General features: G+C 67.8%; 27 protein-coding genes. 13 read left to right on the forward strand and 14 right to left on the reverse strand.

What is annotated here, in order from left to right; genetic code table 11:
* Positions 1 to 3: 3 nt before the first annotated feature.
* From nosP to J2Y49_RS13910, 9 genes are all read right to left on the reverse strand, one after another.
* Entirely contained in the window at positions 4 to 1,158 is a 1,155-nt protein-coding gene (nosP, locus tag J2Y49_RS13870) for a nitric oxide-sensing protein NosP (RefSeq protein ID WP_310115433.1), read from the reverse strand.
* 174 nt (positions 1,159 to 1,332) lie between these two features.
* Positions 1,333 to 1,713, reverse strand: a complete 381-nt coding sequence (locus J2Y49_RS13875) for a DUF779 domain-containing protein (protein WP_310115434.1) — start codon at positions 1,711 to 1,713, stop codon at positions 1,333 to 1,335.
* Positions 1,714 to 1,805: 92 nt separating this feature from the next.
* The gene (gene adh, locus J2Y49_RS13880; protein ID WP_310115435.1) at positions 1,806 to 3,326 is read right to left on the reverse strand and encodes an aldehyde dehydrogenase; all 1,521 of its coding nucleotides are present in this window, start codon (positions 3,324 to 3,326) and stop codon (positions 1,806 to 1,808) included.
* Positions 3,327 to 3,527: 201 nt separating this feature from the next.
* A complete protein-coding gene (locus J2Y49_RS13885; RefSeq protein ID WP_310115436.1) occupies positions 3,528 to 4,529 on the reverse strand; it encodes a formate dehydrogenase subunit gamma in 1,002 nt (333 codons plus the stop codon).
* Between the two features lie 160 nt (positions 4,530 to 4,689).
* Positions 4,690 to 5,325, reverse strand: a complete 636-nt coding sequence (gene fdh3B, locus J2Y49_RS13890) for a formate dehydrogenase FDH3 subunit beta (RefSeq protein WP_014189539.1) — start codon at positions 5,323 to 5,325, stop codon at positions 4,690 to 4,692.
* Between the two features lie 29 nt (positions 5,326 to 5,354).
* A complete protein-coding gene (locus J2Y49_RS13895; RefSeq protein ID WP_310115437.1) occupies positions 5,355 to 8,267 on the reverse strand; it encodes a formate dehydrogenase subunit alpha in 2,913 nt (970 codons plus the stop codon).
* A gap of 19 nt (positions 8,268 to 8,286) precedes the next feature.
* Positions 8,287 to 8,496 (reverse strand): twin-arginine translocation signal domain-containing protein, encoded by a 210-nt coding sequence (locus J2Y49_RS13900; protein WP_014189537.1) that lies wholly within the window; start codon positions 8,494 to 8,496, stop codon positions 8,287 to 8,289.
* Positions 8,493 to 9,101, reverse strand: a complete 609-nt coding sequence (locus J2Y49_RS13905) for a molecular chaperone TorD family protein (protein WP_310115438.1) — start codon at positions 9,099 to 9,101, stop codon at positions 8,493 to 8,495. Before J2Y49_RS13905 ends, J2Y49_RS13900 begins: the two co-directional genes overlap by 4 nt.
* A gap of 137 nt (positions 9,102 to 9,238) precedes the next feature.
* The gene (locus tag J2Y49_RS13910; protein WP_310115439.1) at positions 9,239 to 9,439 is read right to left on the reverse strand and encodes a hypothetical protein; all 201 of its coding nucleotides are present in this window, start codon (positions 9,437 to 9,439) and stop codon (positions 9,239 to 9,241) included.
* A gap of 171 nt (positions 9,440 to 9,610) precedes the next feature.
* On the opposite strand from J2Y49_RS13910, the gene nadA reads away from it, so the two are divergent.
* From nadA to nadC, 3 genes are all read left to right on the forward strand, one after another.
* Positions 9,611 to 10,621, forward strand: a complete 1,011-nt coding sequence (nadA, locus tag J2Y49_RS13915; RefSeq protein WP_310115440.1) for a quinolinate synthase NadA — start codon at positions 9,611 to 9,613, stop codon at positions 10,619 to 10,621.
* Positions 10,622 to 10,798: 177 nt separating this feature from the next.
* The gene (locus J2Y49_RS13920; RefSeq protein WP_310115441.1) at positions 10,799 to 12,448 is read left to right on the forward strand and encodes an L-aspartate oxidase; all 1,650 of its coding nucleotides are present in this window, start codon (positions 10,799 to 10,801) and stop codon (positions 12,446 to 12,448) included.
* Positions 12,433 to 13,266: a carboxylating nicotinate-nucleotide diphosphorylase gene (gene nadC, locus J2Y49_RS13925; RefSeq protein ID WP_310115442.1), complete on the forward strand. Its 834-nt coding sequence runs from the start codon at positions 12,433 to 12,435 to the stop codon at positions 13,264 to 13,266. The genes J2Y49_RS13920 and nadC overlap by 16 nt, the downstream gene beginning before the upstream one ends.
* A gap of 65 nt (positions 13,267 to 13,331) precedes the next feature.
* On the opposite strand, the gene J2Y49_RS13930 is transcribed toward nadC, so the two are convergent.
* The 3 genes from J2Y49_RS13930 to J2Y49_RS13940 all read right to left on the reverse strand — a co-directional run bounded on the left by J2Y49_RS13930 (position 13,332) and on the right by J2Y49_RS13940 (position 15,623).
* Positions 13,332 to 13,886: a carbonic anhydrase gene (locus J2Y49_RS13930; RefSeq protein WP_310115443.1), complete on the reverse strand. Its 555-nt coding sequence runs from the start codon at positions 13,884 to 13,886 to the stop codon at positions 13,332 to 13,334.
* 252 nt (positions 13,887 to 14,138) lie between these two features.
* A complete protein-coding gene (locus J2Y49_RS13935; protein ID WP_310115444.1) occupies positions 14,139 to 14,318 on the reverse strand; it encodes a hypothetical protein in 180 nt (59 codons plus the stop codon).
* Positions 14,319 to 14,450: 132 nt separating this feature from the next.
* The gene (locus tag J2Y49_RS13940; RefSeq protein WP_310115445.1) at positions 14,451 to 15,623 is read right to left on the reverse strand and encodes a mandelate racemase/muconate lactonizing enzyme family protein; all 1,173 of its coding nucleotides are present in this window, start codon (positions 15,621 to 15,623) and stop codon (positions 14,451 to 14,453) included.
* Between the two features lie 152 nt (positions 15,624 to 15,775).
* Here J2Y49_RS13940 and J2Y49_RS13945 point away from each other — a divergent pair, with 152 nt between their 5' ends.
* From J2Y49_RS13945 to J2Y49_RS13955, 3 genes are all read left to right on the forward strand, one after another.
* Positions 15,776 to 16,768 (forward strand): LysR substrate-binding domain-containing protein, encoded by a 993-nt coding sequence (locus J2Y49_RS13945; RefSeq protein ID WP_310115446.1) that lies wholly within the window; start codon positions 15,776 to 15,778, stop codon positions 16,766 to 16,768.
* A gap of 210 nt (positions 16,769 to 16,978) precedes the next feature.
* The gene (locus tag J2Y49_RS13950; protein WP_310115447.1) at positions 16,979 to 17,209 is read left to right on the forward strand and encodes a hypothetical protein; all 231 of its coding nucleotides are present in this window, start codon (positions 16,979 to 16,981) and stop codon (positions 17,207 to 17,209) included.
* Positions 17,210 to 17,306: 97 nt separating this feature from the next.
* Entirely contained in the window at positions 17,307 to 17,930 is a 624-nt protein-coding gene (locus J2Y49_RS13955; RefSeq protein WP_310115448.1) for a hypothetical protein, read from the forward strand.
* A gap of 269 nt (positions 17,931 to 18,199) precedes the next feature.
* Here the strand turns inward: J2Y49_RS13955 and J2Y49_RS13960 are convergent, their stop codons facing one another.
* On the reverse strand, positions 18,200 to 18,754 hold the full coding sequence (locus J2Y49_RS13960) for a hypothetical protein (RefSeq protein WP_310115449.1): 555 nt from the start codon (positions 18,752 to 18,754) through the stop codon (positions 18,200 to 18,202).
* 183 nt (positions 18,755 to 18,937) lie between these two features.
* Here J2Y49_RS13960 and J2Y49_RS13965 point away from each other — a divergent pair, with 183 nt between their 5' ends.
* Entirely contained in the window at positions 18,938 to 19,822 is an 885-nt protein-coding gene (locus J2Y49_RS13965; protein WP_310115450.1) for a hypothetical protein, read from the forward strand.
* Positions 19,819 to 20,802 carry a heparan-alpha-glucosaminide N-acetyltransferase gene (locus J2Y49_RS13970; RefSeq protein WP_310115451.1) on the forward strand — a complete coding sequence of 328 codons (984 nt, stop codon included), beginning with the start codon at positions 19,819 to 19,821 and terminating at the stop codon, positions 20,800 to 20,802. Before J2Y49_RS13965 ends, J2Y49_RS13970 begins: the two co-directional genes overlap by 4 nt.
* A gap of 66 nt (positions 20,803 to 20,868) precedes the next feature.
* Here J2Y49_RS13970 and J2Y49_RS13975 read toward each other — a convergent pair whose 3' ends face one another.
* Positions 20,869 to 21,321, reverse strand: a complete 453-nt coding sequence (locus J2Y49_RS13975) for a MarR family winged helix-turn-helix transcriptional regulator (RefSeq protein WP_149227146.1) — start codon at positions 21,319 to 21,321, stop codon at positions 20,869 to 20,871.
* Between the two features lie 493 nt (positions 21,322 to 21,814).
* Between J2Y49_RS13975 and rimO the strand changes: the two genes are divergently transcribed.
* The 5 genes from rimO to J2Y49_RS14000 all read left to right on the forward strand — a co-directional run bounded on the left by rimO (position 21,815) and on the right by J2Y49_RS14000 (position 24,688).
* Positions 21,815 to 23,134, forward strand: a complete 1,320-nt coding sequence (gene rimO / locus J2Y49_RS13980; protein ID WP_310115527.1) for a 30S ribosomal protein S12 methylthiotransferase RimO — start codon at positions 21,815 to 21,817, stop codon at positions 23,132 to 23,134.
* A gap of 21 nt (positions 23,135 to 23,155) precedes the next feature.
* Positions 23,156 to 23,503 carry an HNH endonuclease gene (locus J2Y49_RS13985; protein WP_310115452.1) on the forward strand — a complete coding sequence of 116 codons (348 nt, stop codon included), beginning with the start codon at positions 23,156 to 23,158 and terminating at the stop codon, positions 23,501 to 23,503.
* A gap of 55 nt (positions 23,504 to 23,558) precedes the next feature.
* Positions 23,559 to 23,726 carry a hypothetical protein gene (locus J2Y49_RS13990; RefSeq protein WP_188092527.1) on the forward strand — a complete coding sequence of 56 codons (168 nt, stop codon included), beginning with the start codon at positions 23,559 to 23,561 and terminating at the stop codon, positions 23,724 to 23,726.
* A 120-nt stretch (positions 23,727 to 23,846) separates the two neighbouring features.
* Positions 23,847 to 24,098 (forward strand): hypothetical protein, encoded by a 252-nt coding sequence (locus J2Y49_RS13995; RefSeq protein WP_014189516.1) that lies wholly within the window; start codon positions 23,847 to 23,849, stop codon positions 24,096 to 24,098.
* Between the two features lie 164 nt (positions 24,099 to 24,262).
* Positions 24,263 to 24,688 carry an OsmC family protein gene (locus tag J2Y49_RS14000; RefSeq protein WP_149227140.1) on the forward strand — a complete coding sequence of 142 codons (426 nt, stop codon included), beginning with the start codon at positions 24,263 to 24,265 and terminating at the stop codon, positions 24,686 to 24,688.
* Positions 24,689 to 25,020 lie beyond the last annotated feature (332 nt).

Genomic DNA, 25,020 nt, shown 5'->3' on the forward strand with positions numbered 1-25,020 from the left:
GGCTTAGCGCCCTCCGATGGCGACGCCCGTGAAGGTCTGGTTGACATGCATGCCGTTCACCTGTTCGCCGTAGGCGCAGAATCCGACAACCCGGTTGCGCGCCAGCCGTTCCGACATCACCGCGTTCAATTGCCGCTGCTCCATCTCCAGCCGGCGCAAGATGCAGTCGCAGCCGAGGATCAGGTCGGGCGCGCCGACCTCCGCCTCGATCCCCTCGATCAGCCCGTCGAAGTTGGCGACCGGATCGACCCCCTCGGCCACGGTCAGGACGATGCCCTCGTCGATGGCGCAGAAGAAGGTCAGGCTCTCGTCGTCGTTCACCTTCTGGATCGAACGGACATGGTACTGGCCGCCGACCCGCACCACGACCGGGTGCGAGGCGAAGATCATCGGGGTCAGCGGCTCCCCCTCCAGCCCGACCAGCCGGGCGTACTCGCGGCCCGCCGGCTCGGCATTGATCTCGTGCACGATGCGGTGCTGCGGATCGGCGCCAGTGACCACCATCTTGCGGTCGGAACTGACGAAATGCTGGGTGCGGAAGACGGTGAAGGGGCGGTTGGTGGTGAACAGCGCCACAACCGCCGCGTTGGGGTGGAAAGCCCCCTCATGGAGGACGAAGGTGCGTTCGAAATGCAGGTCGTCGCCGGCCGAGGCGCCGAACAGCGGGATGTCGATCAGCGCGCTGTGGAGGGCGCTGACCACCGTCTCCTCGCTCATCGACAGCCCGTCGATCAGCAGCATGGCGAAGCTGCGGGCCTCCTCGCCCAGCGGCACCGGCCGCGAGGCCATGGCGCGGTCGCGCCGCGACAGCAGGGAGCGCGCGATGGCGGTGCTGTCGGCGATCTCGAAGCGGTCGACATGGTCGACCAGCGCGGTGACGACGCAGAAATCCTCGCTCGGGAAGCCCACCGCCACCAGGGCGTTGGTGGTGTAGCCGCCGGGGCCGATCTCTCCCGCCGTGGTGCAGCCGATGACCGGCACCATGCCGAACTCCGCCGCCAGCGCATCGGCCAGGGCGTGACGGTCGTAACTGGGCGCGCAGAAGACGAGCACCAGTTCCAGCGCCACGTCGCCCAGCCCGGCGCGCAGCTCCCTTGCCGCCTCGTCGGGGCGTTCGGCATGGGTGACGGCGCGCGGCATGCCTTCGCCGGCTGCCATCCTCGCCGGTTCCCTCACGGAAGTCTCCCGTGCGGACATGGCTTCCCCCTGCACCTCCCGCTCCGTCCGCGGATGCGATCCGGCAAGGGTACTCCAGGGATGGCGGCGGGCAAGGCCAATCCGCGGGCCGGTGAAGGAGGACATGGTGGAGGATGGCTCCCCGGTGTTGGTCAGTCAGAGAGTGTTCGCAGGTTGCGGATCGGAAAGGCCCGCCAATTCCTCATCCGTGAACAGGCGGGCCTTGGCGGTGAAGCGCACGCCGTCCGGCGCCTCGATCGAGAAGCCGCCGCCGCGCGCCTGGATAACGTCCAGGATGACCTGGGTGTTGCGCCACCATTGGAAGGTATCGTCGCCCATGCAGAAGGGCGCACCGGCGACCGTGCCGAGGCAAAGGTCGCGCTCGCCCAGGCGGAACTCCCCCAGCGGCAGGCAGAGCGGTGCCGACCCGTCGCAGCAGCCGCCCGACAGATGCAGCATCAGCGGTCCGTGCTTGGCCGACAGGCGGTCGAGCAGGGCGATGGCTTCGGGGGTGGCGATGACGCGGTTGGCTGGCATGGTGGTCCTTTATCACGAAACCACGCGGGGAAAGAAAAAAGGCCGGGGGACGCGCCCCCGGCCCAGGTTTGCCCGATAGGGAGGAGCGGGGCTCAGAAGAAGCCGAGCGCTTTCGGGCTGTAGCTGACCAGCAGGTTCTTGGTCTGCTGGTAGTGGTCGAGCATCATCTTGTGCGTCTCGCGGCCGATGCCGGACTTCTTGTAACCACCGAAGGCGGCGTGCGCCGGGTACAGGTGGTAGCAGTTGGTCCACACGCGGCCGGCCTGGATGCCTCGACCCATGCGGAAGGCGCGGTTGCCGTCACGGCTCCACACGCCGGCACCCAGGCCGAACTCGCTGTCGTTGGCAATGGCCAGCGCCTCTTCCTCGGTCTCGAAGGTGGTCACGGCGACGACCGGGCCGAAGATCTCCTCCTGGAAGATACGCATCTTGTTGTGGCCTTCCAGGATGGTCGGCTGGACGAAATAGCCGCCCTCCAGCTCGCCGCCCAGGTGGGAACGCTCGCCGCCGAGCAGGACCTTGGCGCCCTCGGCCTTGCCGATCTCGATGTAGGAGAGGATCTTCTCCAGCTGCTCCTGCGAGGCCTGGGCGCCGATCATGGTGGCGCCGTCCAGCGGATGGCCCTGGGTGATCTTGGCGACGCGTTCCACCGCCAGCTTGATGAAGCGGTCGTAGATCGACTTCTGGATCAGGACGCGGCTCGGGCAGGTGCAGACCTCGCCCTGGTTCAGCGCGAACATCGCGAAGCCTTCCAGCGCCTTGTCCAGGAACTCGTCGTCGGCGGCCATCACGTCTTCGAAGAAGATGTTCGGCGACTTGCCGCCCAGCTCGACGGTCGACGGGATGATGTTCTCCGAGGCGTATTGCAGGATCAGGCGGCCGGTCGAGGTCTCGCCGGTAAAGGCGATCTTGGCGATGCGCTTGCTGGTGGCGAGCGGCTTGCCCGCCTCGATGCCGAAGCCGTTGACGACGTTGACGACGCCGGGCGGCAGCAGGTCGCCGATGATGTCCATCAGGACCATGATCGCCATCGGGGTCTGCTCGGCCGGCTTCAGCACGATGCAGTTGCCGGCGGCGAGCGCCGGGGCCAGCTTCCAGGCGGCCATCAGCAGCGGGAAGTTCCAGGGGATGATCTGGCCGACGACGCCCAGCGGCTCATGGAAGTGGTAGGCGTAGGTGGTGTGGTCGATCTCGGCGATCGAGCCTTCCTGGGCGCGGATGCAGCCGGCGTAATAGCGGAAGTGGTCGATGGCGAGCGGAACGTCGGCGGCGCGGGTCTCGCGGATCGGCTTGCCGTTGTCCAGCGTCTCGGCCAGCGCGATGACCTCCAGCCGCTCTTCCATGCGGTCGGCGATCTTCAGCAGGGCGTTGGAGCGCTCGGTCGGCGAGGTGCGGCCCCAGGCGTCCTTGGCCTTGTGGGCGGCGTCGAGCGCCAGCTCCACGTCGGCGGCCTGGGAACGGGCGACCTCGCACAGCGGCTTGCCGGTAATCGGGGTCAGGTTGGTGAAGTATTGGCCGTCCACCGGAGCCACCCACTGGCCGCCGATAAAGTTGTCGTAGCGGGGGCGGAGCGCGATCTGCTTCTGGAGCGTGTCGAGAGCCTGGTGGAGCATTTGGGCCGTTCCTCTCAGTGTGGCGAACCGGACAGGTCCCCGGTCCAGCGCGTTTGTCTGCGCCATTCAGCCACTCTGGGAGGTGTAGGGTAAATTGTACTATGGAAGGAGACGGTGCGGGGGTGGGATTGTTCGTTCACCACCCGATTCTGCCACCCTTGGGTCGACCGCCCGCCGGGCGACCGCTCACTCGGCGGCCGTTCACTCGGCGGGATGACGGCCCTCGACATAGCCCTTGCGCAACTGCTCCTCGTACCAGCGGCGGTGATGCTCGATGGCCCAGGCCTCGTCGACATCGCCGCTGCCCATGGCGTCGAAGGCGCCTTCCATGCCGATGGTGCCGATGTAGATGTGGCCGATCACCACCGCGATCAGCACGGCCGCCAGCAGCCCGTGGATGACGTGCATGATCTGCATGCCGCCGATCCCGGTGAAGGCGAAGGGCACCATCAGCAGATAGCCGGTGACCGCCATGCCGATCCCGCCCAGCACGATGCCCCAGAACACCCCCTTCTGTCCGGCGTTGAAGCGCCCGGCTTCCGGATGATGCCCGCCGGCCTTGGAAAACAGGCCGCCGCCGGTCTTGATCCATTGCCAGTCGGACTTTTCGGGAATGTTGTCGCGCATCCAGAGCGCCACGATCATCAGCAGCCCGACGACGAAGGGCACGCTGACGAAGTTGTGGATCGACTTGGAATATTCGGCCAGCGGCGTGAAGGCCTGATGGCCGATCAGCGGGATCAGCAGCGTCCGGCCGAAGGTGAGGATCACGCCGGTCAGCGCCATCACCAGGAAGCTGACCGCCGTCGTCCAATGGGCGAAGCGGTCCAGCCCATTGAAGCGCAGGACCAGCCGTCCCGCCTTGCCGCCATGGATGCGGATGGTGCCGCGATAAAGAAAGAAGCCAGCCAGCACCACCGTCATGCCGATCGCCAGCCCGCCGATCGCCAGCCGCAGCGTGTGGCTGCGCCATTCCCGCCATTCCCGCCCTTCCGGCTGGACCAGCACGGCCAGCTTCTCGTCGGGGATGCTGACGCGGCCGATCAGCTTGTCGTCCTGCGGGACGTAGAGCGGCACCTGCTCCTTGGTGGTGGGCGAGTTGGGGCCGGGCGCCTGATAGAGCTGCGCTTGTGCGAAAGTCGGAGCGGCCAGCAGAACGATCAGCAGCAGCAGGGCGTGCAGGGGGCGCAGAGTTGGGCGCATGGGTTGGGTCTCCCGGTTAGGCGACTTCTTGCTTCACTTGCCCCCACCTAACCTCCCCCGCTGGGCGGGGGAGGGACTGCCGCCGAACGCCGACAAAAGTCCAATCCCCTCCCCCGCCCAGCGGGGGAGGGTCAGGGTGGGGGGTATCGTCAGCCGACGCTCACGCCCCTCCCGTTCCCGGCCCGCCGGGCGCGAAGGGGGAACCGCGGTCGTTGCGGCCGTAGGCGGTGGACCAGCCCGGTGCGCCCGAGCCATAGCCGCGGCGCAGCGAGCGTTCCTGGTAGATGTCGGCCAGCACCGCACCGTCGCCGCCCATCAGCGCGCGGGTGGAGCACATCTCCGCGCACAAGGGCAGCTTGCCTTCCGCCAGCCGGTTGGAGCCGTATTTCTGGTACTCCTCCACGCTGTTGTCGGCTTCGGGGCCGCCGGCGCAGAAGGTGCATTTGTCCATCTTGCCGCGGCTGCCGAAATCGGTGGTGCGCGGGAATTGCGGTGCGCCGAACGGGCAGGCGTAGAAGCAATAGCCGCAGCCGATGCACAGGTCCTTGCTGTGCAGAACCACCCCGTCGGCGGTCTGCAGGAAGCAGTCGACCGGACACACCGCGGCGCAGGGCGGGTCGTTGCAGTGCATGCAGGCCATGGAGATCGACCGCTCGCCCGGCTTGCCGTCGTTCAGCGTGACCAGCCGGCGGCGGTTGATGCCCCAGGGGACCTCATGCTCGTTCTTGCAGGCGGTGACGCAGGCGTTGCACTCGATGCAGCGTTCGGCGTCGCACAGGAACTTCATCCGGGCCATGTTCTACCTGCTTCCCTGTCGCGTTCCGCTCACGCCGGCTCGACCCGGCAGAGGGTGACCTTGGTTTCCTGCATGAAGGTGACGGGGTCGTAGCCGTAGGTCGTCACCCCGTTGACCGGCTCGCCCAGCACGATGGGGTCGGTGTCGGGCGGGTAGTTGCCGCGCAAGGACTCGCCCTGCCAGAAGCCGGAGAAGTGGAAGGGCATGAACACCGTGCCGCCGCCGACGCGGTCGGTCACCAGCGCCTTCACCTTGGCCTTGCTGCCGTCCTCCGGCCCATAGACCCAGACCCAGGCGCCGTCCTTGATGCCCAGCCGTTCTGCGTCCTTGGTGTTGATCTCCACGAACATCGACTGCTGCAACTCGGCAAGCCAGACGTTGGAGCGCGTCTCCTCGCCGCCGCCCTCGTATTCCACCAGCCGGCCGGAGGTCAGCACCATGGGGAAGCGCTGGCGCAGGTCGCTGTCGGCCACCTTGAACTGCAGCGAGCGGGCAAGCTGGACCAGACGGAAATCGCGGCGGTCCTCGACGGCGGGGAAGGCCTTCACCAGGTCGGGGCGCGGGGAATAGATCGGTTCGCGGTGGATCGGCACCGGGTCGGGCAGGTTCCAGGCAACGGCGCGCGCCTTGGCGTTTCCGTGCGGCACGCAGCCATGCTTCAGCGCCACGCGGATGATGCCCATCGACAGGTCGGTCTGCCAGCTGACATTGTCGACTTCGGCTCCGCCGCCGCCGATGGCCTGGATGACGCGCATCTCCTCCGACGTCAGATCCTTGTCCCAGCCCAGCTTCTTCAGCACGGCCATGGTGAATTCGGGATAGCCGTCCTCGATCTCCGACCCCTTCGAATAGGAGCCGTCGGCCAGCAGCGAGACGCCGTTGCGCTCCACCCCGAAGCGGGCGCGGAAGACGCCGCCGCCGTCCATCACATGCTTGGAGGTGTCGTAGAGCACCGCCGATCCCGGATGCCTGATTTCCGGATGGCCCCAGCTGGGCCAGGGCAGGCCGTAATAGTCGCCGGCGCAGGGTCCGGAGGCGGCCCGCATGGTGATCTTGTCGAAATCGGCCTGATGCTTCATGTGCATCTTCAGCCGTTCCGGCGACTGGCCGGTGGCGCCGATGGACAGGCAGCTGCGGTTCATCTCGCGCAGGATGTCCTCCGGCACCGGACGCGTGTTCTCCACCGTGATGTGCTTGAACATCTCATCGGCGAAGCCCAGCTTGCGGGCCAGCAGGTAGATGATGGTGTAGTCGTCCTTCGATTCGAAGATCGGCTCCACCACCCTCTCCCCCCACTGCATTGAGCGGTTGGAGCAGGTGCGCGACCCGTCGGTCTCGAACTGGGTGCAGGCCGGCAGGATGTAGGTGCCGTTGCGCCGCTCCTTGATGGCGGCGAAGGTGGTCGGGTGCGGGTCGGCGATGACCAGAAGGCTGAGCTTCTCCAGCCCCTTCACCATCTCCGGCATGCGGGTGACGGTGTTGCCGCCATGGCCGAAGCACATCATGGCGCGCAGGGGGCTGGGCTGGTCGATCTCGCCCGGCTTGGCCAGCACCGCGTCGAACCAGCGGGTGGTCGGGATGCCCTTGGCCTCCATCAGCTCCTTGGAGCCGAAGCGGCTTTTCAGATAGTCGTACTCGACGTCCCAGGCGCGGGCGAAATGCTTCCACGCCCCTTCGGCCAGCCCGTAATAGGCCGGCAGCGTGCTGACGTCGAGGCCGAAGTCGGTGGCGCCCTGCACGTTGCAGTGGCCGCGGTAGATGTTGGCGCCGCCGCCGGCCACGCCGATGTTGCCCAGCGCCAGCTGCAGGATCGACAGCGCGCGGACGTTGGCCGTGCCGACCGTGTGTTGGGTGACGCCCATGCACCAGATCACGGTGCTGGGCTTGTTCTTCGCAATCACCTCCGCCACCCGGCGCAGCTGGGCACCGGGAACCCCGGTCACCCGCTCCACCTCCTCAGGAGTCCACTTCTTCACCTCGGCGCGGATCTCGTCCATGCCGTAGACGCGCTGGCGGATGTATTCCTTGTCCTCCCAGCCACTCTCGAAGATGTGCCACAGCAGGCCCCAGGCGATCGGGATGTCGGTGCCGGGACGGATGCGGACATATTCGGTGGCGTGCGCGGCGGTGCGGGTGAAGCGCGGGTCGATGACGATGAAGGGGGCGCGGTTGTGCTCCTTGCCGCGCAGCATGTGCTGCATCGACACCGGATGCGCCTCCGCCGGGTTGCCGCCGACGATCAGCAGCGCCTTGGAGTTCTGGATGTCGTTGTAGCTGTTGGTCATGGCGCCGTAGCCCCACGTGTTCGCCACGCCGGCGACCGTGGTGGAATGGCAGATGCGCGCCTGATGGTCGACGTTGTTGGTCCCCCAGAAGGCCGCCAGCTTGCGGTAGAGATAGGCGCCTTCATTGGAGAATTTGGCCGAACCCAGCCAGAACACCGCGTCCGGTCCCGACGCCTGCCGGATCTCCAGCAGCTGGTTGCCGATCTCCTCGATCGCCTGGTCCCAGCTGATCCGCTGCCAGACGCCGTCGACCAGCTTGAGGGGATATTTGACCCGCCGGGTGCCCTTGGTCAGCTCGCGCACCGACGCACCCTTGGCGCAGTGGGTGCCCTGGTTGATCGGGCTTTCCCAGCCCGGCTCCTGCCCGACCCAGACGCCGTTCTGCACCTCCGCGATCACCGTGCAGCCGACCGAACAGTGGGTGCAGACGTTCTTGCGCGTCACCACCTCGATGTTCGGCAGGATGGGACCCGCCTCCGCCTTGCGGATCATGGCACCCGGCAGCGCGCCGACGGCGGCGATGCCGCCCGCGGCAAGGCCGGACTGGCGCAGGAAGCCGCGGCGGCTGACGCCCGATTCGAGGCTCTCGGCCAGCGCCCCGAACAGACCGGAGCTCCTGCCACGCGACGCTTTCGCTGAGGACCGTTTGACCAGCATGGACACCCTCCGGACCGCTCTAGAGGCGGTTCAGCGCGTAGAAGCGCTTGACGTGTTCGGTTTCGCGGTAGCGGGCCTTCACCTGCTCCTGCGGCGATTCCATGGCCTGCGCCTCCTCGCCGCCGGGCAGCACGGTGGCCGCGGCGGCGCCGGCCGCACCCAGCCCCAGCGTCTTCAGGATGTCGCGGCGCTGCAGGGGATTGCGCGCGGGTTCTGGCGGCGTCTTCATGCGTCGGCTCCCTCCAGTTGGTCAGGATGTCTGGCCAGCGCTTCGTCTTCGATCTCCAGGAACAGGCGGCCGATGGCGCCGAGCGGGCGGTAGAGGCCGGCCGAGTCAGCCGCCTCCAGATCCTGGAAGAAGCGCCCGGCCCAGGGCGTCAGGTGGCTGTCCAGCATGTGCCGCTGCACAGCCGGATCGGCCCCTTCGCGGATCAGCACGGCCATCACGTCGCAGAGCGCGGCGATATGGTCCTCCGGCTCCGACACGTCGGGCGCGCGCTCAAGCCCAAGCGCCTGCAGGTCGGCGCGCAGGGCCGACAGCGGCCGGTCGGTCAGGAAACCGGTGCGGTAGTAGGAGGCATAGGGGACCAGCTCGCCCTGGACGACGCCGATGAACAGCGCGTTGAACTCCCGCTCCGCCGCTTGCGGACCGGTGTTGCGTGCACGGGAGGCGAGATCGTCGAAGGCACGGCCGATCGCCGTAGCATCGCCCGTCAGGGCGCCGAGCAATCCCAGCAGGTCGGCGGAAGGCGGGGCCGCCAGCGTCAGCGCCAGCAGCCGGTAGACGTCGGCGCGCAAGGCATCCGCGCCGCTTTCCGGATCATGAACCGTCATCACACTCCCGCAAGCCGCTCCCGAACGTCCCGAAGGCCTGTTCGGCCTGAACTGGGATAACGGTGCGCAGGGGCAAAGGTTGCCTTACCCGGTCGGGGCTATCCCGCCGGGGTGATCCTTTTTCCCCATCCGCGGGATCACTCCTGGGGGCGGGCCTGAGGGTGGGCCTGCGGACGGCCGGAGAAATTGCGGTGCTCGACGGACGCATCCTCCCCCACCCGCGCGCCGGCGGAGGCGAAGGTCTCGTCGGCCGTTCGGGCGAACAGGGCCGGCAGGACCGCCCAAGCGCCGGCCGCCAGGACCACGATGGCGCAGAGCGCGGCAAGGAAGGCTTTCATCGGCGATTCTCCAGACAGCACCCGAACGGGCGAGCCCGCGGTCCGGACTTCACCCAACCCGGCCACAACACCCCTGGACCCGGAATGTTTCCCCGTCCTCTTTTCCGCTTGATATGCTCTAACAGAGCACATATGGTTTTGCTCAGAAAGAGCATACAGCGGAACAGCCAGATGCCCGAGGTCGCCGAACTCGCCTACACCCCCGCTGTCGCCGCGGCGACCGCGCCGATCTACGACCGGATGAAGCGCGTCGTGCCGGCCATCGAGTGGCCCTTCCACGCGCCGCTGGTCCACGCCATCAACGAGCTGAAGCGGGAACGCAACGCCGTCATCCTGGCGCACAACTACCAGACGCCGGAGATCTTCCATGGCGTGGCCGACATCGTCGGCGACAGTCTGGCGTTGGCCGCCAAGGCGACGCAGACCGACGCCGACGTGATCGTGCTGGCCGGCGTGCATTTCATGGCGGAGACGGCGAAGCTGCTGAACCCCGCCAAGACGGTGCTGATCCCCAGCCGCAACGCCGGCTGCTCGCTGGCCGACAGCATCACCGCCGCCGATGTCCGCCTTCTGCGCGAGGCGCATCCCGGCGTGCCGGTGGTCGCCTACGTCAACACCTCGGCCGAGGTGAAGGCGGAGGTCGACATCTGCTGCACGTCGGGCAATGCGGTGGAGGTGGTGGAATCGCTGGGCGTCGACCGGGTGATCTTCCTGCCGGACGAGTATCTGGCGAAATACGTCGCCACCCAGACCAAGGTCGAGATCATCGCCTGGAAGGGCCATTGCGAGGTGCATGAGCGCTTCACCGGGGCGGAGATCGAGGAGTTCCGCCGCCGGTTCGACCGGCTGACCGTGATCGCCCATCCCGAATGCCCGCCCGACGTGCTGGAGGCCGCCGATTTCGTCGGATCCACCGCCCGCATGATCGACTTCGTCGGCACCGAGAAGCCGCCGCGGGTGCTGATGGTCACCGAATGCTCGATGAGCGACAACGTCGCCGCCGCCTCGCCGGAGACGGAGTTCGTGCGCCCCTGCAACCTCTGCCCGCACATGAAGACGGTGACCCTGTCGAGCATCCTGGAGTCGTTGCAGACACTGGAACCGCGGGTCGAGATCCCTGACGCGCTCGCCGCCCGCGCCCGCCGCTCCGTGGAGCGCATGCTGGCGGTGAAGCCGAAGTGAGTGCTTAGAAAAGCCCTCTCCCGCCCCGGGAGAGGGAGGGGACCCGCGCCGGTGGCGCGGGGAGGGTGAGGGGCTATCCGGACATGGATTTCTGATCCTCGCCTCACCCCTCACCCTTCCCGCTTCGCGGGCCCCTTCCCTCTCCCGGGGCGGGAGAGGGCGAGCCAGGAGTCCCCCATGATCTCCAGCACGCCTTACGATGTCCGCGATGCCGAGGTGATCGTCGTCGGCTCCGGCTTGGCCGGGATGACCGCGGCGCTGCAGTTGGCCCCCCGCGCGGTCACGCTCATCACCAAGACCGCCGGCCTTCCCGGCGGCTCCAGCCTCTATGCCCAGGGCGGCGTCGCCGCCGCGGTCGGCCCCGGCGACCGGCCGGAGGACCATGCCGCCGACACAGTCGCCGCCGGGGCCGGTCTGGTCGACGCCGCGATGGCGGCCCTGCTGACCCGCGACGGCGCCGCGCTGATCCGCCGCCTGCTCGACGACGGCCTTCCCTTCGACCGCGCGCCGGACGGCTCGCCGCTGCTCGGCCGCGAGGCCGCCCATGGCGCGGCGCGCATCGTCCATGCCGGGGGCGACGCCACTGGGCGGACTCTGGTCACCGCCTTGGCCGAGCGCCTGCGCGCCACCCCGTCGGTGCGGGTGGAAACCCACGCCTTCGCCGTCGATCTCGTCATCCGCAATGGCCGGGTCTGCGGCCTGCTGGCCTGTCATGGGCAAGGCTGGGTCCTGCACCGCGCACCGCGCGTGATCCTGGCGACCGGCGGCATCGGCGCCGCCTTCGCCCGCACCACCAACCCGGCGGAGGCCACCGGCGACGGGCTCGCCATCGCCGCGCGGGCCGGCGCCCGGCTGGCCGACTTGGAATTCGTGCAGTTTCACCCCACGGCGCTCGCCGTCGATGCCGACCCGGTGCCGCTGCTGACCGAGGCGCTGCGCGGCGCCGGCGCCCTCCTGCTCGACCGGAATGGCAGCCGCTTCATGCCGGACGAGCATCCGCTGGCGGAGCTGGCGCCGCGCGACGTGGTCGCCCGCGCCATCGGCCGGCGCGTCGCGGCGGGGGAGCCGGTGTTCCTCGACCTGCGCCCGGCGCTGGCCGCCAAGCCCGACGGCTTCCCCACCGTGCTGGCGCTCTGCGCCGACCATGGGCTCGACCCGTTCGCGGAGCCAATGCCGGTGGCGCCCGCCGCCCACTACCACATGGGCGGGGTGGTCACCGACGCCGACGGTCGTACCAGCCTGGAAGGGCTGTGGGCCTGCGGCGAGGTCGCCTGCACCGGCGTCCATGGCGCCAACCGGCTTGCCAGCAATTCCCTACTGGAGGCTCTGGTCTTCGGCGCCCGCGTCGCCCGCGACGTGGCGGAGCGGCCGCTTGCTCCGCTGCCGCCCTTCGCCCTGCCCCACCCGCCGGCAGTCGCCGCCGATGTCGGCCACGCCCTGCTCGATGCCATCGGGGCGGAGGCACGGACGGCGCTCTACGAAGGGGCCGGGCTGGTCCGCAGCGGGCTCGGGATGCTCGCCGCACGGCGAAAGCTCGACCGGCTGGCGGCGGCACTGGACATGCTCCGTTGCGAGGATGACGACGCCGACCATGGCGCCCAGGCCCCGCCCACGATCGTCCGCCAGTGGGGCGAGGCGCGCAACCGGCTGCTGGTCGGCCGGCTGGTCGTCCATGCCGCCCTGAACCGGGAGGAAAGCCGCGGCGCCCATTGCCGCAGCGACCATCCGCTGCCGAATCCCGCCTTTACCCGCCGCACCCTGACCCTCAGCGATCTGGCCGGAACCGCCGGCCCCCTGCCCGGAGACGCCGCATGCTGCATCCTCTGACCGTCGAGCCCATCGTCCGCGCCGCCCTGGCGGAGGATCTGGGCCGGGCCGGCGACATCACCACCGACAGCATCATCCCGGCCGACGCGGTGGCGACCGCCCGCATCGCCGCCCGCAAGGACGGCCGCGTCGCCGGGCTGGAGGCGGCGCTGATCGCCTTCCGCCTGCTCGACCCCGGCATCTCGGTGACGGTGGAGCGCGCCGATGGCGACGACGTGCCTCCCGGCGGCACCATCGCCACCCTGACCGGCAAGGCCCGCGCCCTGCTGACGGCGGAACGTACGGCGCTGAACCTGATGGGCCGGCTATCGGGCATCGCCACCGCCACCCGCTCCCTGGTGCGCGAGGTGGAAGGGACTAGGGCCCGCATCGTCTGCACCCGCAAGACCACCCCGGGCTTACGCGTTCTGGAAAAGCATGCGGTGAAGCTGGGCGGCGGCTTCAACCACCGCTTCGGGCTGGATGACGCCGTGCTGATCAAGGACAACCACATCGCCGTCGCCGGCGGCGTGCGTCCGGCGGTGGAGCGCGTCCGCGCCGCCATCGGCCACATGGTGAAGGTCGAGGTGGAGGTCGATACGCTCGACCAGCTGGACGAACTGCTCGGCCTGCCGGTCGATGTCGTGCTGCTCGACAACATGGATCCGGACACGCTGCGCCGCGCCGTGCGGATGGTGGACGGGCGGCTGCTGACCGAAGCCTCGGGCAACGTCACGCTCGCCACCGTCCGCGCCATCGCCGAGACCGGCGTCGACATGATCAGCTGCGGCTGGCTGACCCACAGCGCCCCGAACCTGGATTTGGGGCTGGATATGTGACTACAGTCGAACCCTCGAAATCCCGGAGGCGTCCCCTCTCCCCGGGGGGAGAGGGAGGTATCTCTTTACGCCGCCATCTTCTCGACCGTGCCGTCCAGGTTCATCAACAGCAGCTCGACTTCGAGGTCGGGGTGGCGTTCCTTAACCATCGCCTTCAGCTTGGTCAGGTACTGGCCGTGCACCTCGGCCTCCTTGGCCGCATCGGACGCCACGTCCATGCCGAGAAAGACCTTGTAGGCGCCGCAGTCGCGGTGATCCATGACGATCACGCGCTTGATGTGGTGCAGTTCCTTGGCGACCGCAACATGGTCCCAGAAGGCCTCGCCCCAGGCCGGCTTCTTGTCGGTCAGGGCGCCCAGGCTGGCGCCGGCCAGGATGACGTGGTCGTAATTCGCCTGCATGTTGCGGGCGTTCATGTAGCCGGCGACATGCCCCATCAGGCGATAATCCATGCAGGACAGCAGAAGCGTGTCGACGCTGCCGGCGCGGGCCGGCCGGCTCATCATCATCGGCGCCATCAGCGTCACGCCGGCACCCAGCGTCGCCAGCTTCAGGAACGCGCGGCGCGAGCTGTGTTCGCCCTGGCAGCAGCCATGGTGATGACCGGTCGAATGATCCATTGTGCCCTCCAACACGCCCCGAACCCATATCGGGGGTTTCACGCGTGATGGTGGCAGGCAAATGGTAAAAATTTCAATATAGGGGCTTTCACCAAGTGGAAAAGCAATGATCGTTCACCTCTGTGGCATTTTTCGGAAAGATTGGTCTGCAACCGTGGAATCGCGGCGCCTGCGGCACAAAAGAAACGGGCCGCCCGGTGAGGGGCGGCCCGTTCCAACGCATGGACGTTCCAGGTCGTCAGCGTCCGGCGATCACCCGCCGCGCGTGCTGCTGGGCGCCGGGGTTCCGACCGATCCGACGGTGCCGGAGGCCGGCGGCGGCGACGCGCTCGCGCTGTGGCTGGACGAACACTCCGCGTTGGCGATCCCCGCCGTCAGGAGAGTGGCGAGACCGAACACTGCGGCGACGACCGGACTGGCTCCATGAGACATTGGATCACCTCCTTTCTGAAACGTTGCGACCACCAACAGATTGACACAGCAGGGCGCTGGGTCAATGGCCGATTCGACTGCCGATGCTCCGTCTCCCATACGGACAGGTTTGGCGTCCATACCTGATCATTTTCATCGGGTTTCCAGCAGGCCGCTCATCGTCGCGAACAGCTCCGACTTGGCCTCGAACCCGATGCCGGGCAGGTCGGGCAGGCGCACCCGGCCGCCCTCCACGGCGATGCCGTCGGCGAAGCCGCAGAAGGGCTTGAAGACGTCGGGGTAGGATTCGTTGCCGCCCAGATGCAGGCCGGCGGCGATGTTCAGCGACATCTGGTGCCCGCCATGCGGCACCACCCGGCGGCTGGACCAGCCATTGTCCTTCAGCATGTCCAGCGTGCGCATATACTCCACCAGCCCATAGCTCAGCGCGCAGTCGAACTGCAGCCAGTCGCGGTCGGCCCGCATGCCGCCATGGCGGATCAGGTTGCGGGCGTCCTGGTGGGAGAACAGGTTCTCGCCGGTCGCCATCGGGCGGTCGTAGTGGGTGGCGAGTTCGGCCTGCAGCGCATAGTCCAGCGGATCGCCGGCCTCCTCATACCAGAACAGGCCGTAGGGCTTCAGCGCCTCCGCGTACGCGACTGCGGTGTCGAGGTCGAAGCGGCCATTGGCATCGACGCACAGGTTCTCGCCCGATCCCACGACCTCCAGCACCGCGTCGATCCGGCGCAGATCCTCTTCCAGCGAGGCGCCGCCGATCTTCATCTTCACGACCTTGTAGCCGCGGTCGCGGTAGCTGCGCATCTCGTCCTGCAGCGCCTTCACATCCTTGCCGGGATAGTAATAGCCGCCGGCCGCATAGACCCACACGCTGTCGTCGGCCACCCCGCCGCGGAAGCGGTCGGCCAGCAGGCGGTAGAGCGGAACGCCGGCGATCTTCGCCACGGCATCCCACACCGCCATGTCGATGGTGCCGACGGCGACGGAGCGCTCGCCATGGCCGCCCGGCTTCTCGTTGGTCATCAGACGCGCCCAGATGCGGAACGGGTCCAGGTTTTCGCCCGTGTCGTCCAGCAGGCTGTCGGGGGTGGCGCTCATCAGCCGGGGTATGAAACGCTCGCGCAGCAGCCCGCCCGCGGCATAGCGGCCGTTGGAGTTGAAGCCGTAGCCGATCACCGGCTTGCCGTCGCGCACCACGTCGGTGACGACCGCCACCACGCTGCAGGTCATCTGGCTGAAATCGATGAAGGCGTTGGCGATGTCGGACTTGATGCCGGCGGTCTGCTCGCGGATTTCGACGATGCGCATGGCGGTTCCTCTTGCAGCGTGGTGGCGCGTTTCGTGCCGGCACTGTAGGGATGGTGCGGGCCGCCGGGCCAATGCCAAGGCTGGAACGCATCATGCGGGTTCGGCATGGGATGGCGGAAAGCCGGCCTGGCAGACGTGACGAAGATTGGGCGATGGAACTCTCCTGGCTCGACGATTTCCTGGCGCTGGTGGATTGCGGCAACTTCTCCCGCGCCGCCGACGCGCGCCACCTGACCCAGCCGGCCTTCAGCCGCCGCATCCGCGCGCTGGAGGATTGGGCCGGCACCCCGCTGTTCGACCGCAGCGCCCAGCCGGTGACCCTGACCGAGGCCGGGCGCCGCTTCCGCCCCTTCGCCGACGAGACGGTGCGCCGCCTGCTGCAGGGGCGCGAGGAGGCCCGGCTCGCCGCCCAGTCGGAGGCCGCGACCCTGCGCTTCGCCGCCACGCATGCGCTGTCGCTGACCTTCTTCCCCTCCTGGCTGCGGGCACTGGAAGCCCGCGCGCGGCTGGGCGCCATCACCCTATCGTCGGACAGCATGGAGGCCTGCGAGCGGCTGATGCTGGCCGGTCAGGCGCAGTTCCTGCTGTGCCACGCCCACCCGGCGGCGGCCGGCCGACTGGACGCGGAGTCCTTCCGCTCCATCGTCATCGGCAGCGACCGGCTGCTGGCGGTGACCGCCCCGGACGCCGACGGGCGGCCCCGCCATCTGCTGTCCGACGGAGAAACCGCGGCACTTCCCCACCTGTCCTACAGCCGGGAATCCGGCATGGGCCGCATCCTGGAGGCGGTGCGGGCGGTGCAGCCGTTGCCCAGCGCGCTCGACACCGTCTTCACCTCTCACCTCGCGGCGGTTCTGCGCACGCTGGCGCGTGACGGGCGCGGGGTGGCCTGGCTGCCGGAAAGCCTGATCGCCGAGGATCTGGCCCGCGGATCCCTGGTTCGGGCAGGCCAACCGGTCGGTGACATACGCTGGACCGTGCCGGTGCAGATCCGGCTGGTCCGTCCCCGCGCGCGCCAGAGCAAGGCGGCCGAAAGCTTCTGGACCCTGGCGGTGGAGGCCGCGCTGTGGCGCAATGCCGAGTCGCCGCCGGAGCCCGCCATCGCGGTTGCCGAGTTGGAACATCCCATGGAAAAAGAGTTGTGACGCTCGCCCCTTAAGGCACTTTGTTCGTTGACATTCCCGCCGATGATCGTTCAACGAGTCGATTTCGCTGGCGCTAACCCTTTCGATCGGGCAAAATTTGCCTAGTTTGGGGTGCAGCCGGGCCCCGACGCCACCGGTCGGATGACCGAAGCCAAGATCCGTTCGCCGGCTGGTCCAAGAAGCGTCGCACCAGCGACCGGAGGAACCATCATGGGCGTGAGCAGCATCGGCGGTATCGGCGGCTATCAGCAGCAGCCCTACGTCACCCCGCTCAGCAGCGGTCCGGCCGCGGCGCAGCGGTCCACCTCGCCGGTCGAATCCGCACAGGAAGACCAGGACGAACGCACCCGCCGCCAGCAGGAGGCGCAGAACGTCCAGTCCGGTTCCGGCGGCGGCAACACCACCCCGACCCGCGGCCAGACCCTGAACATCACGGTCTGATCGGCACCTGTCGCACGGCCGGAACGGCAGGGGAGTGAAACGGGGCGCCCGGCAACGGCCCGCTCCAGCCAGCGGACAACAGACGCGGGAGGCACCGATGGAGATCCGTGGCGTTTCCAGCACGACAGCAGTCCGCCCGACGGCCTTCCAGCCGACGGAGGGCGGCGTCGCCGCCTCTTCGGCAGACTCTGTCCAGCCCTCCCCCACCCAGACCGATGGTACCGCCACCGGGACGGAAACCGGGAAGTCCTCCGGCCCCGGCTATATCAGCCCCTATCTGCGCTACGATCAGGGCGCACGGGTCGCGGTGCTCTATTTCCGCGACTTCGATACCGGCGAAACCCAGGACCAGATCCCGTCCCAGCGCGTCGTCGAGGAATACCGCCGCGCCGCCGACCGTCTTGCGCAGGATGACCAGAGGAAATCAGCCGGGACGCAGACGGCAAGCGGCGGCAAGGCGGAAACGGCTGCCGGTTCCACCGACGGGTCGGCCAGAACTGCATCGGGGGCAGGCTCCGCAACGACGCGAAGCACTGACGGGAGCGGATCGGGCGCCACATCCCTGGGCGTGTCCTTTGCCAGCGCCACCGGCAGACCGACGGCTTCCGCGAGTGGCTCGGGCATCCCCACAGGGACGGCGCCGGCCGCCGGCTTCGCGCCCGCCCCGGCGGCTGGCAACTATGGCGGATCGCCGGGCGGCCTCGTCTCCGTCACGGTCTGAGCGCCTGTTTGAAAACGTCCATCATATTCCGATCCCTTTGCGATCCGTCCTCCCCGCCTTCGCGCTACGAGATGCACACAACTCGGAGCCACATGAAGCCCCTGGAAACAATGGAACTTTGCGTCATCCCCGCGAAAGCGGGGATCCAGGAAACTCCGCAACTGAGCCGCTGAAACGTCTGGATTCCCGCCTTCGCGGGAATGACGATGGAAACGCGTTGAGTGTTGGCCGGCGGACTTTTCAAACAGGCCCTGAACGTCTTCATCCCTTTACTTGTATTTGGTTCCGAAGTACTGCCCGTACTGCACCTTGTGGGTGTCTTTGCGTTGCTTGACCATGCTGCTCGACTGGTTCAGGGCGACCCTGTAATAGACCACCCAATCTTCCATGCGGTTTTCCAGCCATGGTTCGCAGTTTTCGCACGGGCTGTAGTCGACGTAGATGTGGCATCGGCCATTCTGGTCGGTCCACAGCGCATATTGATCGCAGGCAATCAGAATGGCCGTCTGTTCCGCATGCTGTTCGCGCTGGGACGAGGCGAAGGGGCTTCTCGGGTTGATGTCGTCCGATACGGTGTTGAACACCGGATCAAGGCCCGTATGCAGACGTGACGATCCGAAACAGACCGAGAAATTGGGATAGGATGTCAGATCCGCTCGCTTCTGCACCGCCACCGCGGCATTGCAGGCTTCATAGCCGAAACCGAGATTGCGAAATCCGTGGAAATGGACGAAATGATTGGTTGCCGCGGTATACAAGGCCAAACCGGGGCTGTCCTGCGGCACGGCAGTGGTGCTGAGGTTGATCATCTGATGGATGGTCATGGCTCTCTCGCCCAGTAAGTGAAAATTTATCGACCCGACCTTCCAGGGGTGGATAGAGGGAGGGCTACCTATAGTATCACGGGTGCATGGGGCCACCAAGCCGGGGCATATCATATGCATTGCCCGATGGTCGGCGGCTCCGCTAATGCTGGCGGGTGTCCCGCAACATTCCGATACCGGCTCATGTCCTCGAACATTGACGCTTTCCCCCGCTTCATCGCCATCGACTGGTCCGGTGCCCGCGGCAAGCGCTATGCCGGCATCGCGGTGGCGGAATGCCGGGACGGCGATGGGGCGCCCGAACTGGTGGACGGCCCCGGCGGCTGGTGGTCGCGGACGGCGCTGTTCGACTGGCTGCGAACGGAACTGGCGCGCGAACCGGCATTGGTCGGCATCGACTGCGCCTTCTCCCTGCCCTTTTCAGTGGCGGCGCGCGGCTTTGCCGGCCGGGAGGCCTCCGTCTTCGACCTGTGGGACGCGGTGGAGGAGGTCTGTGCCGATGAGCCTGATTTCGGCGGCGGCCCTTTCGCCGTCCATCCGCTGCATGGCGCCAGCTTCTGGCATGGCGGCCCGCAGCCGGACTGGTACGCGGACCCGCACCGGGCGACCGAATGGGCCTGCCGCGCCGACGGGCTCGGCCATCCGCAGAGTCCCTACAAGCTGATCGGCTCGCGTCAGGTCGGCAAGGGCGCGCTCGCCGGCATGCGTGTGCTGCGCGCCCTGCGCGCGGCGCTGCCCGGACAGCTGGCGGTCTGGCCCTTCGAGGACCCGGCGCCGGGCGGCAGCGCGATGGTGGAGATCTACCCGCGCCTGTTCCTGAAACACACCGGCTTCGGCCAGCGCAAGATCCGCGACGCGGCCGAGCTGGACGAGGCGCTGCATCGGCTGGGCTCGCGTCCGCTGGAACGGACCGGGGTCGTCAGCGATCATGACAGCGACGCGCTGGTCTCGGCCGCCGGCCTGCGCCGGCTCGCCGGCATCCCGCGGGCCTGGACGCCACGGGGGCTGGACGAGACGGCGCGGCGGCAGGAAGGATGGATTTTCGGCGTGGGGATGACGGGATCATGAGTGCGGTCGACGGTGTGCCGGCGGAAGGTTCGACTCAGGGCACGGCAGGTGGATCCAAAGCGGGCGGATCGCGCCGCCCGGCAATCGACGTCGCGCGTGGGTTGGCGCTGGTCGCCATGGCCCTCTATCACGCCAGCTGGGACGCCACCTATTTCGGGCTCGCCCGCTTCGACCTGCTGGGCGATCCGCTCTGGCTCGCCGCCCGCACTATGATCCTGTCGAGCTTCCTGCTGCTGGCCGGCGTCGGGCTGGTGCTGGCGACCCGCGACGGCCTCGACACCGGACGCTTCCTGCGCCGGCTGGGGCGGGTGGCGGCCGGGGCGGCGGCGGTTTCGGCAGCATCCTACGCCCTGTTCCCCGACAGCCCGATCTTCTTCGGCGTGCTGCACCACATCATGCTGGCGAGCATCGTCGGCCTTGCCTTCGTCCGCCTGCCGGCGGCACTGACCCTGATGGCGGCTGCGGCGGCGGTGCTGGCCGGAACCTCGCTGTCCTCCCCCGTCTTCGACACCCCATGGCTGCAGTGGATCGGGCTGACCACGGTGGCGCCGGATTCCAACGATTTCGTGCCGGTCCTGCCCTGGATCGGCGCAGTGCTGGCGGGGATCGGGCTGGCACGGCTAAAGCCGGGGATGGGCGAGGGCGTGGCGGTGAGCGGTGCCGCCGGGCGGATTCTGGCGCTGGCCGGACGGCACAGCCTTGCGGTCTATCTGCTGCACCAGCCACTGCTGTTCGGCATCGCCTGGGCGGCGGCACAGGTCCTGCCGGTGGAGGCGCCGGCGGTGCGCGATTTCCAGGCCGCCTGCGTGGCGAACTGCGAGCGCGCCGGCGTGGCGTCGGCGACCTGCACCGCCAACTGCCGGTGCGTGCAGTCGGAGTTGGCGCGGAGGGGGCTGTGGGAAGGCTTCGTCGCCAATCGCCTGAGCGAGCGGGAACAGCGCGGGCTCGAAGACGCGGTTGCCGTCTGCCGCAAGCCCTGAGGATGGGTGCGGCCGGGTGGCTGGCCGCCCCGAACCGATCAGACCGGAAAGATCAGACCGGAAAGATCAAACGGACTGGCGCTTTTCCAGCAGGCCGCGCAGCAGGCTGGTCAGCGTCTCAGCCAAGCGGTACTGGTCCTCGGGCGGCAGGGTGTCGATGACGCCCGCGAAGTCGTTGAGCGGATCGTGGCGCAGCAGCTCCAGCGCCTTGGGTGTCGGGTGCAGCTGGGTGACGCGGCGATCCTCCGGAACCGGAACGCGGACCAGCAGCTCCTTGCCCACCAGCACTTCCACCATCTGCGAGGCGGCGCCGCGCGTGGTGGCGTGGAAGTCGGCGAAGGCCGACACGGTGCGCTGGCTGTTGTTGGCGCCGGCGAAATAGCGCAACGCCGTCCACTGCGACGGCTTCAGGCCGTGGGTGTAGCCCAGGCTGTCCGCGATGTGGGCGATCTGCAGCATCACGTCGGCAATGGCCTGCGGCGAAGCGCCGCCGGTGTGATCCGAGTGGGCGATGTCCATTCCGGCTCCAATGGGCCCGGCACCGATCGAACCCGCCCCGATGGGAGAACCGATCGGAGCGCGATCCAGCGCGCCGTTCTTCCGAACCGCCATGCGGCCCGCAGCAACGCCGCGCACTTTTGCAAAGTCCATTTTTCTCCACTCTATAAAGTTTAGTGGCTATACGATGGGCGTACAAAGAGGCAGGCAGCTATCGCTGAAAGGCGGCTACCACTTCGATCATGAGATCGTCACATACTGTAGCGCGACGGAACTGAAAACGGAACCGTGAACACTTTGGCTGTTTGTTGCGAATTGTCGCATCGTCCGCGGCGATCCGGCTAAGGCTCGGCGGCAGGAAACCCTTGTGGAACACAGGCAAAATCGGCATATCGGCCATGCCGATTCTCTTCTCCGTCATGTTTCACTGGCGTAACCTTCGATTCGGCGGTATACGCGCGCGATGACCACATCCCCCGTTCCGAAGTCCGCATCGCCGGCCGCCGCTCAGACCATGGGCGCCCCGAAGGTCGGCATCGTCAGCCTCGGCTGCCCGAAGGCGCTCGTCGATTCAGAGCGCATCCTGACGCGCCTGCGCGCGGAGGGGTACGAGATCTCCCCCAGCTACGACGGCGCCGACGTCGTGCTGGTCAACACCTGCGGCTTCCTCGACAGCGCCAAGAAGGAGTCGCTGGACGCCATCGGCGAGGCGATCAAGGAAAACGGGCGGGTCATCGTCACCGGCTGCATGGGCGTGGAATCGGACATGATCCGGCAGATCCACCCCGACGTGCTGGCCGTCACCGGTCCCCACCAGTATGAACAGGTGGTCACCGCGGTGCACGAGGCGGTGCCGCCGACGCACAATCCCTTCACCGATCTGGTGCCGCCGGAAGGGCTGCGGCTGACCCCGCGCCACTACGCCTACCTGAAGATTTCCGAGGGTTGCAACAACCGCTGCAGCTTCTGCATCATCCCCAGCCTTCGCGGCGATCTGGTCAGCCGGCCGATCCATTCGGTCCTGCGCGAAGCGGAAAAGCTGGCGGTCGCCGGTGTCAAGGAACTGCTGGTCATCTCCCAGGACACCAGCGCCTACGGCGTCGATGTGAAGTACAAGACGGAGAAATGGTACGACCGCGAGGTCCGCACCCGCTTCTTCGACCTGTGCAACGAGCTGGCGAACTTCGACCTGTGGGTCCGCCTGCACTACGTCTACCCCTACCCGCATGTGGACGAGGTCATCCCGCTGATGGCGGAGGGCAAGATCCTCCCCTATCTCGACATCCCGTTCCAACACGCCTCGCCCACCGTGCTGAAGGCGATGCGCCGCCCGGCCGCCCAGGAAAAGCAGCTGGACCGCATCCGCAAGTGGCGGCAGGACTGCCCGCATCTGGTCCTGCGCTCCACCTTCATCACCGGCTTCCCCGGTGAGACGGAGGAGGACTTCCAGTTCATGCTGGACTGGCTGAAGGAGGCCCAGCTCGACCGCGTCGGCTGCTTCAAGTACGAGCCGGTGGAGGGCGCCACCGCCAACGACCTGCCCGGCGCCGTCCCGGAAGAGGTCAAGCAGGAGCGCTGGGAGCGCTTCATGGAGACGCAGAAGGCGATCAGCGCCGAACGGCTCCAGCAGAAGGTGGGCTGGACGCTGGGCGTGCTGATCGACGAGGTCGACGAGGATGGGGCCATCGGCCGCTCCTACGCCGACGCGCCGGAAATCGACGGCAACGTCTTCCTGAACGGCGAGACCGGCCTGAAGCCCGGCGACATGGTCGACGTCACCATCGAGCATGCCGACGAGTACGACCTGTGGGGCAGCGTCGAGCGCGACCTGTAACGCGTTGGGAGGGAGAGCGCCATGCCCGTCACGCCGGACGATGCCGAACTGATGGACGTCCAGCAGGGCGGGCGCTGCTTCTTCTGCGACGGGCCGGTGGGGGCCAAGGCGACCTTCGACCACCTGATCCCCCAGGCCTATGGCGGGATCGACGATCCGGCCAACGTCGTGCTGGCGCACCGCCGCTGCAACCAGCGCAAGGACGACCGCCTGCCGACCGACGAGGAGCTCGACCGCTTCTTCGCGCTGCGCCGCTCCAGCCGGCTCGGCGTCTGGCCCCCCTTGCGTGCGCTGCGCGACGGGGATGAGGGGGCCGACGAGGAGGAGCGATGGATGGCGGTGGCTCAGGCGATCGCGCGGGAACGGTAAGGCGCCCGATCCGGTTGAGGGGGAGGATACCTTATATAATGGGAGACTCCCCCCTATGACCGGTTCGCAGAACAAGCAGCCCCACACCGAACAGACCATCCGCCACACCGAGGGCGAGCAGAACACCGGCAATCACAAGAAGCCGGATGCCCCGGATGCAAAGGGCGCAGACCGCTTCGGCGGCACCCGCGCCGGCGCGGAGAATGTCGAGCCCAAGAAGTAAGCAGCGGGATTAGGGACTTTTCGGGCTGGCATCCCATGCCCGGCCTGTGCGAGATCCGGGGGCTGGCGCCCAGGGACGTCATGCCCCGGTCGACCGCCCCCACCTCGCACCCGTGACCCGATGGCTCCTTCGATCTTCAAACGCTACAAGCTTCATTTCACGCGGCCGCTGCCCGGCCTGCGCCCTGGCCGGCCGGAACGGGACGCCATGGTGGAGCGCGTGCGCCGGCTGGCCAGCGAGAACGGCATGGCCGGCGACCTGCACGCCATCGCTCCCAACGCCGGCTTCGGCATCCTGGAGGTCCGCTGCACCGAACGGCTGGCCCGCCGCCTGTCCGACCTGTCGGAGATCGAAACCGTCCAGGAAGCCTGACCGCCGGACGTTCCCCTGCGCCGTTCCCCTGCGCCGGTTCGGCGCGCCAAATCGCGCGATGGTGTTATGCGGCTGGCCGCAACGTCCCGCCGCCCTAGGTCAGGCTCGACCGGTTCCGATAAGCGGGCCGGAAGCACTATGACCTGAAATGGGGAGACACCGACATGGCGATGCGGCAATCGGACGCCGAATGGCGCGGCGACCTGAAATCGGGCAGCGGCAAGATGCGGCTGGGCAGCGGCGCCTTCGAAGGCGCCTATTCCTTCCCGTCCCGCTTTGAAAACGGCCAGGGCACCAATCCGGAGGAGTTGATCGCGGCAGCCCATGCCGGCTGCTTCTCCATGGCGTTGTCGGCCGGGCTCGCCCAAGCCGGCCACACCCCGACCCGCGTCCACACCACCGCCAAGGTCCATCTGGAAAAGGCCGGCGCCGGCTTTGCCATCAGCCGGATCGAGCTGGAGTGCGAGGCGGAGATCCCCGGCATCGACGAGGCCACCTTCCAGGAGCAGGCGGCCGGCGCCAAGGCCAACTGCCCGGTGTCGAAGGCGCTCGCCGGCACCGAGATCAGCCTGACCGCCAAGCTGGTCTGACGCGGCTGCGATCCATGCGCCGCCCGGTCGACGGGCGGCGCATTCGCCCCTTTGGGGTGCCGACAGAGATAATAAATCGACTTGGCCGGCATGAACCTGCCGGAAGGCAAGGGGTCGTCCGCGCCGCTGCTCGGCCGAAGGGCAGATTGACCCGACAGCTTCCGCCCACCCATAGTGCCGCGTTCCGCGCGCGGAAGCTCCCGTCTTCCGTCCGCCGTATCAATCGAACGACGGACAATGTTTGCCGCAGCCACTCGCTTTCTTAAGCCAGCACTTCTTCTGCTTGCGCTCGCGTGGGCTGTACCGGCGGCTGCGACCGATGCCGGCAGGCC

The sequence above is a fragment of the Azospirillum sp. BE72 genome (assembly GCF_031455875.1).
GTDB lineage: Bacteria > Pseudomonadota > Alphaproteobacteria > Azospirillales > Azospirillaceae > Azospirillum.